The sequence below is a fragment of the Daejeonella sp. genome (assembly GCF_017495225.1).
Lineage (GTDB): Bacteria > Bacteroidota > Bacteroidia > Sphingobacteriales > Sphingobacteriaceae > Daejeonella.
Window position 1 is genome coordinate 1 of the sequence record NZ_JAFEIG010000034.1, and the last position, 11723, is coordinate 11723.

The window sequence follows — 11723 nt, forward strand, 5'->3', positions numbered from 1 at the left end:
CAAAAATATACAATAAAACAGGTCGCGACCTGTCCTTTTTTAATGCAAAAATATATAATAAAACAGGTCGCGACCTGTCCTTTTTAATTCGAAATATTATCTAGGAGGACAGGTCGCGACCTGTCCCTACGTACATTAAACCTCTAGAGATTAAGATAAACATTTTGCGTCTTTGCTAGATCAACTCTGCGTTAATCCCCTTAAATCTGTGGGAGAAAATTTAGTACAGAGTAGATAGTACAATTTTTAGATATGTATTCTATATACTTTGGAGCTTAAACATTGTCATCATAAAGGAATATCATTATGAATAGTCAATATTTATTCGTATATTAAAGAAAATCGGATATCTTAAATATGGCTATACAATAATTAAAAAAAGACCTCGTTTAATAGATTCGTACCTGACAATTTTTCTATGAAAAAACAATCTATCTCACTGATATCAGTCTTTATATTGTCCTTGATTTTTCCATCAATTAGTTGGGTATCAGCAAATAAACCATCTTTTAGTACGTTAAAATATACGAATAAAGCACCTGATTTAGAACCAATTACGATTAAAAATGCTGAACTTTTTGTGGAGTATAGCAATGGTATTTACAATCAGGCAAAACTCGCCGCAAGCGGATTAGATCAAGAATTATTTAAAAAAGCGCTCGTCGGATATTATAATCTCAAAAAAACACAAGCACTTTCTGCCAATAAAGCGCTACTTACCATCATTGATTTCAGCAAAAAAAGCAGTCAGAAACGCTTATGGATCATAGATTTAAAGCAAAGCAAGCTCCTTTTTAACACTTTAGTTGCACATGGACAAGGTAGTGGTTTAGAGCTTGCCACAAACTTTTCGGATAAGCCCAATTCGCATCAAAGTAGCCTTGGTTTTTATCTAACTAGCGAAACCTACACAGGTAAACATGGATTATCCATGCGTTTAGAAGGCTTAGACCAAGGATTCAACAGCAATGCTAGAGCACGTGCGGTAGTAGTTCATGGAGCAGATTATGTGAGTCAAGATTTTGTGAATAGAACAGGAAGATTAGGAAGAAGTTTTGGTTGTCCCGCTTTGCCAAAAGAATTGACTAACAGCATTATTAATACGATTAAAGGGAAAACCTGCCTATTTATTAGCGGTCCCACACAAAATTATAAATCCAATTACCTAGACCAAGAATCAGCAATTTCTAATTTTATTAGCTCGGCAATTTAAGCCTTAAAGAGCCATTTCTAATAAAACTAGGTAAAAGAGAGTCCAAAAGATTCAAATCTCTCTTATGCTTTTATATCTTTGCCTTTAATGATTCAAAAACTAGAAGATTTTCTTGTTAAATATCCGGGAAGGGTATTTTTTCTTCTTATTATTTTATCCTTAGCGCCTTTTTTGATTAATCTAGGCCTATTGCCCCTATTCGCTGATGAACCCACTCGGGCTAATGTAGCCCTTGAAATGATTCTTAGTGATAATTATTCGGTCCCGACCATTGGCGCAGAATATTATTATAATAAACCACCGCTTTATAATTGGATCCTTGCAGGATTTTACTTGCTTACAGGCACTTATTCTGAATTTATCACTCGCTTGCCTGCAATTATTCCCATGTTTTTATTTGCAATAAGCATTTTTTATGCTGTTGCCTATTTTCTGAAAGATAAACGAATAGCAAGCCTTAGCGCGATCTTGTTTTTAGTCAACGGACGAATGCTTATCTACGACTCCATGCTGGGTCATATCGATATTTTTTATTCTTGGCTAACATTTTGCTCCTTCATGCTGATTTTCTATTTTCTTCAGCAAAAGAAATGGTTTCTACTTTTCTTTATATCCTATATTATTACCGCATTAACATTTTTAGCAAAGGGCTTGCCATCCATTGTTTTCCAAGGACTTACGCTTATTGTTATTCTTTTTTACAGCAAAAATTTTAAAAAACTATTTTCATGGCAACATATCCTTAGCGGGATAACTTGCTTATTAATTATTGGCGCATATTTTTATAATTATTATCAATTTAACCCCAATTTAGAAGGCTATTTAAGCACCATTTGGGATCAAAGTAGTAAAAGAACAGCTACAGAATTTGGATTTGTAAAAAGCTTAATCCATGTAATTACATTCCCTTTTGAGCATATAGGACATGTATTTCCAGCAAGTTTATTATTACTTTTTTGCTTCCACAAAGACTTCATTAAAGGAATTAAGCAAAATCCATTTTTGACCTTTATCTCATTGGTTTTTTTAGCAAATATTTGGGTTTACTGGCTATCACCACTCACGCGACCTCGATATTTAATGATGCTGTATCCACTAGTTTTCATTCTATGGAGTCATGCCTATTACAGCTACCGAGAAAAATTGCCGAAAATAAATACGGTTTTCAATAAAATTATACTTTTTCTGGCTTTGGCCGTTAGTATTTCAATTCCTAACGCTTTTTGGTTCGATTTACAAGAAATTGTTCCCTTTTTAGGCGCTAAAATTATTTTTCTGTTCATTTTAAGCAGCTTAATTAGCTACCTAATCTGGAAATTAAAAAACTCTAAAATAATTGCATTTATTGGTCTTCTATTAGTGATAAGATTAGCATTCAGCTGGCTTGTACTACCACATCGTTTAAAGCATTCTGAAGACACATATTACCGTACTGCGGCCATTGAAATGGGCACTATTGTTGGAGATAAACCTTTTTATTTCTATCAATATCACCCTGAAGAAACTGGAATTCCCTTTCATGATCGTTTGATTTTTTATATTCAACAAACGAGAATGAAGCAGGTGAAATTTACCGAAAACGATGCTAAGCCAGGTTATTATTTTACCTTTGACCGAGATTTAAAAAATCCAGATGCAATTTTGATAAAATCGTATCAAAACCTCAAACTGTTCCAAATAAAATGAGAGAACTCTCTGTAGTAATTACAGTTCTTAATGAACGCGACAACATTATTCCACTAATTGGAGCCATTCAAGACGCTCTAAACACCATTGATTATGAAGTCATTTTTGTTGATGATGGATCAAGCGATGGCACACAAAAGCAAATACGCGAACATGCAAATGATCGCATAAAACTGGTAGAATTACGTAAAAACTACGGACAAAGTACTGCCATGACAGCGGGAATTGACCATGCAACGGGCATTTATATTGCCTTAATTGATGGCGATTTACAAAATGACCCTTCCGACATTCCTTTCATGCTCCAAAAGATGAAAGATGAAGATTGGGATGTGGTGGCTGGAAACCGTGCGAACCGCCAAGATGGAATGTTTTTAAGGAAAATACCATCAAAAATAGCAAATGCGATTATCCGAAGAATGACAGGCGTTTACATCAAAGATTATGGCTGTACGCTCAAAGTTTTTAAACGTGAAATTGCAGAAGATTTGGGGATTTATGGCGAATTACACCGTTTCATCCCAGTTTTAGCAAAGTTACAAGGGGCAAGCATCACTCAGGTAGATGTGAAGCATCATGCTCGTATTCACGGGACTTCCAAATACGGACTTAACCGAACATTCAAGGTGATGGCCGATTTAATAACCATGGTTTTCTTCCGAAAATATATCCAAAAACCAATGCATCTTTTTGGAAGCCTAGGTTTTATAGCTTTGGGACTTGGAATCTTAATCAATACATATTTATTGGTTCTCAAATTAATGGGACAAGATATTTGGGGTAAACCTATCCTTATTTTGGGGCTTATTTTCCTATTAGGAGGTATTCAATTGATTACTTTCGGGATTTTAGCGGAAATTAATGTGCGCACCTATTTTGAGGGAACAAACAGAAAGACTTACCAGATTAGACGAATATTTAATGGACAAAAAGAAGATCTGGAACATCGTTAAACTCCTGTTAAAAATCTCGATCACAGGATTATCGCTCTATTTAGTCTCCAAAAAAGTTGAGTTTAGCGATTTAAAAGAGGCATTCAATAATTCGAATCCTATTTTTCTGTTTTTAGCATTTGTAGCATTTGTAATTTCCCAAATTGCGGCTTCCTCGCGTTTAAACTCTTTTTTTAAAGGCATGGGCCTTCATATTTCTGCCATTTTCAATTTCAAAATTTACCTTTTGGGAATGTTTTACAACCTATTTTTACCAGGAGGAATTGGTGGTGATGGTTATAAAATATTTTTGCTCCGCAAAAAATTTGAAATTAAGGGACGGAGGTTGTTTCAAGCCATCTTTTTCGATCGTTTAAGCGGATTATGGGCATTAGGATTTATTATTTCTATGCTTGTCATCTTTATTCCAAACCTTGGCATTCCAAACTGGGTTCCAATTGTTGTGGTTGCAAGTGGCACCATCCTTTACTATGTGGTGATGCGAAAATTCTTTGCTGATTTTAGCAATCAATTTATTTTAACACATGGTAAGGCACTTTTTGTACAGTCGATGCAGGTAATAACAATCATCCTGCTACTTTTTGCCTTAAATTATGACGGTAAATTCTCCCCATATTTATTCATGTTTTTAGCATCCTCGCTGGTGGCGGTTTTCCCATTTACCGTTGGAGGACTAGGTGCTAGGGAGCTTGTTTTTGTTTATGGAGCCCAATATTTTCACATGGATCAGCATTTGGCGGTAATTGTGAGCCTTCTATTCTATTGTATATCAGCACTTTTATCGCTTAGCGGGATGTATTTTGTTTTTAATCCGAAAGAAATTGGGGTAAATAAAGTGGATTTGAAACAGGTGGATGAGGAGGAATAACTTCTCCTAAAAATTATTAAATACTCTTCTGATTATCTAGATACCATTCATAAAAAGCATTTAATCCTGCTTCAAGGCTCGTTTTAGGATGATAATTCAATAATTTTTGCGCCCTTGCGATATTCGCATAAGTTTGAGGCACATCACCAGGTTGTTCTGGCTGACGGTCAATTATTGCTTTTTTCCCACAAACATTTTCAATGGCTTCAATTAATTGCGAAAGTGTTACCGTTTGTCGGTTGCCAAGGTTAATTATTTCAAAATCAGTATCTTTGTAATCTATTGCGGCTTCAATCCCTTGAATTGTATCTTCCACAAAGGTATAATCTCTGCTCGTTGAACCATCCCCAAATACCGGAATAGCATCTCCCTTTGAAATAGAATTAAAGAATTTATGAATAGCTAAATCGGGACGTTGTGCGGGACCGTAAACTGTAAAAAAACGGAGTGCTAAAAAGCGAATTCCATATAAGTGGCTGTACACATGGCCAAGCATCTCACAGGAAAGTTTGGTAGAGGCATAGGGACTAATCGGCATGAGTTTTTCCTCTTCTATCCATGGCACATGCTCATTTATCCCATAAACACTACTTGAAGATCCAAAAACAAATTGTTTGATCTCTTTCTGACGAGCAAATTCCAATAAATTTTGTGTCCCAGCCACATTCACATCCTGATAAAGCACCGGATTAAGAATACTCGGCCTTACCCCTGCCTTTGCTGCTAGGTGAACAATAACATCTATTTCAGGGAGTGCTAAAAGATGATCCATATTTCGGATATCACCTTCAAAAAAGCTGAAATCTTGATTAGAAATGAATGAAGACATATTTCTTTCTTTCTGCTCGCGACTGTAAAAATCATCGAAATTATCCAAACCTACTATTTGAACATTCCCTTTGTTTAATAAACTGCGAGTCAGGTTACTACCAATAAATCCGGCAGCACCAGTAACTAGAATACGCTTCTTTTTATTCATATCGGATGCAAAAATACAAAATTAGGGCAACGCTTTTGACAAAAAACAGACTAACAAAAAAAAAGACAGTCGAAAAAAACCTTAACTTTATATCAGCAATTCTTGCAAAACCAATTATAATGACCGCATTTAATGATTTCAATAACCCTCAGGTACAAAAATTACCTGAGCATTTAAAGCAATTTATTGTTGAGCAGCATTATGAACACTATACTGCGCTTGACCATGCTATTTGGCGCTATGTGATGCGTCAAAACCACCATTATTTAAAGGATATTGCCTATTATCCATACATTCCAGGCTTAGCAGCTGCAGGTTTAAGCATCGAAAAAATCCCTGATTTACAGGATATGAATGATGCACTCCAAAAGATTGGATGGGGCGCTGTAACGGTCGATGGATTTATTCCGCCAGCAGCATTCATGGAATATCAATCCTATCGCGTGCTTGTTATTGCGGCAGATATCCGTCAATTACATCATATTGAATATACACCAGCACCCGATATTATCCATGAATCTGCGGGCCATGCTCCCATTATTGCGGATCAAGATTATCATCAATATTTGAGCTATTTTGGAGCTATTGGTGCCAAAGCCATGTATTCTTCTAAAGATTTCGAGCTTTATGAAGCTATACGTGAGCTTTCCATTCTAAAGGAAATGCACAATCCAGATCCCACCCAGTTGAAAAAAGCAGAAAAGAGAATCAGCTTTTGCCAAAAAAACATGGGCGAACCCTCAGAAATGGCACTGTTGAGTCGCTTGCACTGGTGGACCGTAGAGTACGGCTTGATTGGCACTTTGGAAGATCCTAAAATTTATGGTGCCGGACTTCTATCCTCAATTGGGGAGAGTAAAAGCTGTATGGATCCGAAAGTTATAAAGCATTGGTACACTGCCGATGCCATAAATTATCCATTTGACATCACCCAAACCCAACCCCAATTATTTGTAACACCTACCTTTCAAAATCTGATTGATGTACTTGAACAATTTGCAGATACGATGGCATTTAGGCGCGGTGGATCAGAAAGTATTCTGAAAGCAATTGAGTGTAAAAACGTTTGTACCGCTGTTTATAGCTCTGGATTGCAGGTTAGTGGAATTTTTAGCGATATGGCAATGGACGCGAATGATGAACTCTACTTTATAAAAACTAATAGTCCCACAGCCCTTGCATACAACAACAAGCAATTACCAGAACATGGAAAAACGACCCATAGCCACGGATTTTCATCACCTGTAGGGAGATTAAAAAACCTGAATAAAGCACTTGAAGACGCTAGTGATGAAGAATTGATAAATTTGGGAATCATTCTTGGGAGAAAAGCAATTTTAGATTTTAACAGCAACTTAAGATTAGAAGGAATTGTAAAATCGATTGAAAGACGAGATTCGAAAATTATTATGATCAGTTTTGAGGATTGCAGTGTGAAAAGTGCTCAGGGAGAGGTGTTTTTTGAACCATCTTGGGGGACTTATGACATGGCAGTTGGCGAGAAGGTTGTTTCGGTTTATTGCGGTGCAGCAGATAAGGCAGCATTTGAACAAATTGTACCAAAAGCGAGCTCAACAAGGCAAGTAGCGCATTATGATGAGAAAACAAAACACTATCATAAATTGTTTCAAGAAGTGCGAGACTGTAGAGAATCACAAAGCCAATTTGAAAAATTAAACGATATTTGGGTCGATTTAAAACAAAATTATCGGGAAGATTGGCTCTGTGGAATGGAAATTTTAGAGATTCTAGAGATGGAAAAACTAAATTCGACACTTGCCAAAGAAATTCGGATCGATTTAGAGATGAAAGCCTCAAATCAAGAAGAATTGAGCAGACTTATTTACAATGGTTTTGAGCTAATGAATAGCACAAAATCTGCATTAAACATCAATTAACATGAATATCATTATTACCGGAGCAAGCAGTGGTGTAGGATTTGAAGCAGTAATCGAGTTAATTAGCAATCAAAATAACCAGATTATTGCCCTTGCTAGGTCGGAACAAAAGCTAGCAAAACTAAAGGAAATTGCGCTTGCAATTAATCCGGATTGCACGCTTTACACTGCCAAATTTGATATTGCACATGATGATTATGAAAATGCGCTTTTGCCCTATGTTAAAGAACGATTAGGCAGTGTGGATGTATTAATAAATAATGCAGGATCATTGATTAATAAATCATTTATGCAAAGTACGCAGCTCGATTTTGCCGAAATGCTTCAAAATAATCTCTTGGGTCACATAAAAATGATTCAACATTTATCGCCATTAATGCCTCCTAAAAGTCATATTTTAAATATTGGCAGCATGGGAGGATTTCAAGGAAGTGTGAAATTTCCGGGATTAGCAGCCTATTCGGCGAGCAAGGCAGCACTACATACCCTGACCGAATGTTTAGCTATTGAGTTTGCTGAAAGACAGATTGCTGTAAATTGCTTGGCTTTAGGTTCTGCACAAACAGAAATGCTAGAAAAAGCATTCCCCGATTATCAATCACCAGTTTTGGCCTTTGAAATGGGGAAATATGTTGCTGATTTTGCCTTAAACGGACATAAATTCTTTAATGGGAAAATAATTCCTGTAGCACATACAACACCTTAAACATGAAAAAAAGAGTCCTTTTCTTATTTTGGATAGGAATTATTACAATTTCTTCCTGCACGAGTGATAATTCAAAATTAAACGAAGAAGAAATGGCCAAGGAATCGGCTGCCCTTTCTGATTTGGGTAAAACACTGGTTGTGCCTTGGAATGTTGAATTAAACGACAGCACCCAAATGATGGAAATCAAAAAAAATAAGGAAGCTAGCATGTTTAACCTCACACCAAGCGATATGGTGGATGCCATCAATCTTAAATATCCTCAAATAAAACTCGAGTGGATCAAGCAAGAAGGGAAACGCGCTATTGTAAAAATTGAAGATGCCAATTATTTAACAAGAGAATCAGGAACAGAAGGTGCAACAGCATATCTAGCGGAAGCTACATTTTCACTTACCGAATTTAAAGGAATTGAAGAAGTAGAATTTGTATTTCAAGAAGGAGATCATGCACACCCGGGAGTCTACACCAGAGAAAAATTTAAGAATTTTAACTAATATTTAAAATCCCGTTCTTTTAAATAAAGAAACAATATATCTCATTAATTAAATATTTTAATAAATAATTAAATTTTAAGATTAATTCATTAATTAATTTAATATATCTGATATTTAGCTTGTTATAAAGCAAATTTTATTATTTTTGCCGGATTATATCTAGCCAATGTTAAAACTATTAAAAGGAATTTCGGGTGCCAATAGTGCGCTACTTGAAAACATCCACATTCAAGAATCACTTCAAAAAGCGATAGATGCTCTTGGAAGCTCTACCAATGTTGATCGTTGTTATATTTTCACCAATAGAGTAGATATTGATGGAATTTTAAAGCTTTATTATACCCATGAATGGTGTAATGAGGGGGTTGCTGTACAGTTTGGAAATCCTGATTTAAGTGGCTTAAGCTATGATAATTTTCCAGGATTATATGATATTTTAGTCTCCGACCAACCATTATACGGAATGGTTAAAGATTTGGAGAATGACTTTTTCAGAGAAATCATGTCTTCTCAAGATATAAAGTCATTTCTTTTCACTCCAATTTTTTGCGAAGGTGATTTTTGGGGTTGGATTGGCTATGACGACTGCATGATTGAGCGAGAATGGCTTCAAGAAGAAGTAGAAGCTCTATTTTCTGTCGCGCGTAATATTGGTATCCGCCTACAGCGTGAACAAGCTGAGAAAAAATTCTTAAAAACCAAGGAGCACTTTGATCTTACCATTTTAGGATCGCAGCAAGGGCAATGGAATTATGACATTGTTAATGGAAAAATAGAATTTTCAAAACTATACATGTCGATGTTAGGTTATGAGCATTTTGAATTTGAGCATGACCTTGATAGTTGGGATTCGAGACTTCATCCTGAAGATTATACACGTGTTACCACCAACATTAGAGAATATTTAGCAGGTAAATCAGATTTTTATACTGCTGAATACCGAATCAAGCACAAAAACGGCAAATATATTTGGATTAGAGATACTGGTGTTGCCCAAAGAGATGAAAATGGTAAGGCAATTTATATGGTGGGTTCGCACCTAGACATCACCAAACTAAAGGAACAACAAGAAGCCATTGAAAATCAACGCAATGAGTATGATAACCTGATCAATAACCTTGCAGAAACTGTTTTTAGGCTTAATGAGAAGAAAGAATTTACCTTTTTAAATAGTTTCTGGAAAAACATCTCAGGTTTCGATAATTCTGAGTCGCTTAATAATTCATTCATCGATTATATTTTAACAGATGACGTAGAATTTGCTAAAAACAGTCTGAGTAAGATTAATAATTTAAAAGGTGAAGCTTCTATTTTTGATGTGCGTTTGAGGCAAAAAGATGGGAATATTAAATGGGTACAGGTAATTGCTAGAAATACAACTACTGAAAATTCCGAAAATTATACCATTACTGGAAGTATCATTGACATCAATGATTATAAAGAAGCCGAATATCGTGAGAAGGAGTTAGTGGAGTTAAAAACGAATTTTGTGGCGATGGCATCGCATCAATTTAGAACGCCATTAACGGTAATTTACTCCAATTTAGAGCTTTTAGATAGTTATACACAGATTATTGAAACAAAGCTCGCCGACAAATTAACTACGCTAGCAACAAGAATTAAGAGTGAGGTAAACCGTCTTACCGAATTGATGAATAATATCTTAGTTTTTGGTCGATATAATGTGAATGAGCCGGCATTAAACTCTAAGAGTATTGTTTTATCGAGTCTGATAGAATCGGTGATTAATAATTATTTCTCGAGACAAACAGACGGCAGAAAAGTTGAGATTAAGGGCGATTTAGGTCAGAAGGAATTTATTCTTGATGAGCTATTTTTTACCTATGTTTTAACCAATATACTTTCCAACGCATTCAAATATTCGAATGGAGCTCCCAATCCGGAATTGAGCATTGCTTATGAAAAAGATTGTGCCAAGGTAAAAATAAGGGACTTCGGAATTGGCGTTCCGAAGGATGAGTTGAACAAGCTCTTCAATTCATTTTTCCGAGCATCAAATACCTCTACTATTCAGGGATCGGGATTAGGTTTAGTAGTTGCAAAGCAATTTATGGAACTTCATAAAGGAAAGATTGAAGTTGATAGTGAATTAGGAAAAGGCACATTAGTTACACTTACACTACCCTACCCAAATGACTAAAATATTATTGGTTGAAGATGAACTCGCATTGAGGGAGACTTTAGAGGAGATTTTGGAATTAAATAATTTCGATGTTAGCGTTGCCGGTTCTGGTGAAGAAGCTTTAGAATCTATACAAAATTCAACTCCAGATTTGATTGTGAGCGACATTATGATGCCTGGCATCACTGGACTAGAACTCATTGAGAAAGTCCACCAGCAAGCCCAATTCAAACAAATTCCATTTATATTTCTATCGGCTTTAGCATCCAAAGAAGACCAAAACAATGGAATTATCGCAGGTGCGAAAGGATATATTACCAAACCTTTTAAAGCATCTGATTTGATAAGTTTGATTCGGGAGATTTGCTGAGGGGAAAGGAGCAAGGAATAAAGAGCAAGGATTAAGGATGGGGTGAGATGGGAGATATGAGATGGGAGACATTAGATATGAGATGTGAGACATTAGATATGAGATGTGAGACATTAGATATGAGACATCAGTAGTATTCAAACTCAAATATTCTCCGCCCAGCCTGATAACTGACAAGTGAGATGTGAGATATGAGACATTAGATATGAGACATTAGTACTAAGCTCAAACTAATCTCCGCCCAGCCTGATAACTGACAACTGATAACTGGTAACTGAGATGTGAGATGTGAGACATTAGATATGAGACATCAGTACTATTCAAGCTCAAATATTCTCCGCCCAGCCTGATAACGGACAAGTGAGATGTGAGATATGAGACATTAGATATGAGACATTAGTACTAAGCTC

The 11723-nt window shown here is 36.0% G+C and carries 10 protein-coding genes; 9 read left to right on the top strand and 1 reads right to left on the bottom strand.

Annotated elements, in window-relative coordinates:
* Positions 1-418: 418 nt before the first annotated feature.
* The 4 genes from QZ136_RS12995 (at position 419) to QZ136_RS13010 (ending at position 4720) form a co-directional block, all read left to right on the top strand.
* Positions 419-1213 (top strand): murein L,D-transpeptidase catalytic domain family protein, encoded by a 795-nt coding sequence (locus QZ136_RS12995; RefSeq protein WP_291404304.1) that lies wholly within the window; start codon positions 419-421, stop codon positions 1211-1213.
* Between the two features lie 87 nt (positions 1214-1300).
* A complete protein-coding gene (locus tag QZ136_RS13000) occupies positions 1301-2899 on the top strand; it encodes a phospholipid carrier-dependent glycosyltransferase (RefSeq protein WP_291404306.1) in 1599 nt (532 codons plus the stop codon).
* Positions 2896-3852: a glycosyltransferase family 2 protein gene (locus tag QZ136_RS13005; protein ID WP_291404308.1), complete on the top strand. Its 957-nt coding sequence runs from the start codon at positions 2896-2898 to the stop codon at positions 3850-3852. The genes QZ136_RS13000 and QZ136_RS13005 overlap by 4 nt, the downstream gene beginning before the upstream one ends.
* A complete protein-coding gene (locus QZ136_RS13010) occupies positions 3821-4720 on the top strand; it encodes a lysylphosphatidylglycerol synthase transmembrane domain-containing protein (RefSeq protein ID WP_291404310.1) in 900 nt (299 codons plus the stop codon). Before QZ136_RS13005 ends, QZ136_RS13010 begins: the two co-directional genes overlap by 32 nt.
* A 16-nt stretch (positions 4721-4736) precedes the next feature.
* Here QZ136_RS13010 and QZ136_RS13015 read toward each other — a convergent pair whose 3' ends face one another.
* Positions 4737-5699, bottom strand: coding sequence for a GDP-mannose 4,6-dehydratase (locus QZ136_RS13015; RefSeq protein ID WP_291404312.1), 963 nt, complete (start codon positions 5697-5699; stop codon positions 4737-4739).
* A 119-nt stretch (positions 5700-5818) separates the two neighbouring features.
* Between QZ136_RS13015 and QZ136_RS13020 the strand changes: the two genes are divergently transcribed.
* The 5 genes from QZ136_RS13020 to QZ136_RS13040 all read left to right on the top strand — a co-directional run bounded on the left by QZ136_RS13020 (position 5819) and on the right by QZ136_RS13040 (position 11313).
* A complete protein-coding gene (locus tag QZ136_RS13020) occupies positions 5819-7597 on the top strand; it encodes an aromatic amino acid hydroxylase (RefSeq protein ID WP_291404314.1) in 1779 nt (592 codons plus the stop codon).
* 1 nt (position 7598) lies between these two features.
* Complete coding sequence (locus QZ136_RS13025) at positions 7599-8303, top strand: SDR family oxidoreductase (RefSeq protein WP_291404316.1); 705 nt, start codon at positions 7599-7601, stop codon at positions 8301-8303.
* Positions 8304-8305: 2 nt separating this feature from the next.
* Positions 8306-8800, top strand: a complete 495-nt coding sequence (locus QZ136_RS13030; protein ID WP_291404318.1) for a hypothetical protein — start codon at positions 8306-8308, stop codon at positions 8798-8800.
* Positions 8801-8966: 166 nt separating this feature from the next.
* Positions 8967-10961 (top strand): PAS domain-containing protein, encoded by a 1995-nt coding sequence (locus tag QZ136_RS13035; RefSeq protein ID WP_291404320.1) that lies wholly within the window; start codon positions 8967-8969, stop codon positions 10959-10961.
* Positions 10954-11313, top strand: a complete 360-nt coding sequence (locus QZ136_RS13040) for a response regulator (RefSeq protein WP_291404322.1) — start codon at positions 10954-10956, stop codon at positions 11311-11313. The genes QZ136_RS13035 and QZ136_RS13040 overlap by 8 nt, the downstream gene beginning before the upstream one ends.
* Positions 11314-11723 lie beyond the last annotated feature (410 nt).

What these genes read in the sequence shown, in the direction of transcription:
- QZ136_RS12995 (WP_291404304.1), top strand. Translation starts at nt 419, where the DNA reads ATGAAAAAACAATCTATCTCACTGATATCAGTCTTTATATTGTCCTTG.
- QZ136_RS13000 (WP_291404306.1), top strand. Translation starts at nt 1,301, where the DNA reads ATGATTCAAAAACTAGAAGATTTTCTTGTTAAATATCCGGGAAGGGTA.
- QZ136_RS13005 (WP_291404308.1), top strand. Translation starts at nt 2,896, where the DNA reads ATGAGAGAACTCTCTGTAGTAATTACAGTTCTTAATGAACGCGACAAC.
- QZ136_RS13010 (WP_291404310.1), top strand. Translation starts at nt 3,821, where the DNA reads ATGGACAAAAAGAAGATCTGGAACATCGTTAAACTCCTGTTAAAAATC.
- QZ136_RS13015 (WP_291404312.1), bottom strand. Translation starts at nt 5,699, where the DNA reads ATGAATAAAAAGAAGCGTATTCTAGTTACTGGTGCTGCCGGATTTATT.
- QZ136_RS13020 (WP_291404314.1), top strand. Translation starts at nt 5,819, where the DNA reads ATGACCGCATTTAATGATTTCAATAACCCTCAGGTACAAAAATTACCT.
- QZ136_RS13025 (WP_291404316.1), top strand. Translation starts at nt 7,599, where the DNA reads ATGAATATCATTATTACCGGAGCAAGCAGTGGTGTAGGATTTGAAGCA.
- QZ136_RS13030 (WP_291404318.1), top strand. Translation starts at nt 8,306, where the DNA reads ATGAAAAAAAGAGTCCTTTTCTTATTTTGGATAGGAATTATTACAATT.
- QZ136_RS13035 (WP_291404320.1), top strand. Translation starts at nt 8,967, where the DNA reads ATGTTAAAACTATTAAAAGGAATTTCGGGTGCCAATAGTGCGCTACTT.
- QZ136_RS13040 (WP_291404322.1), top strand. Translation starts at nt 10,954, where the DNA reads ATGACTAAAATATTATTGGTTGAAGATGAACTCGCATTGAGGGAGACT.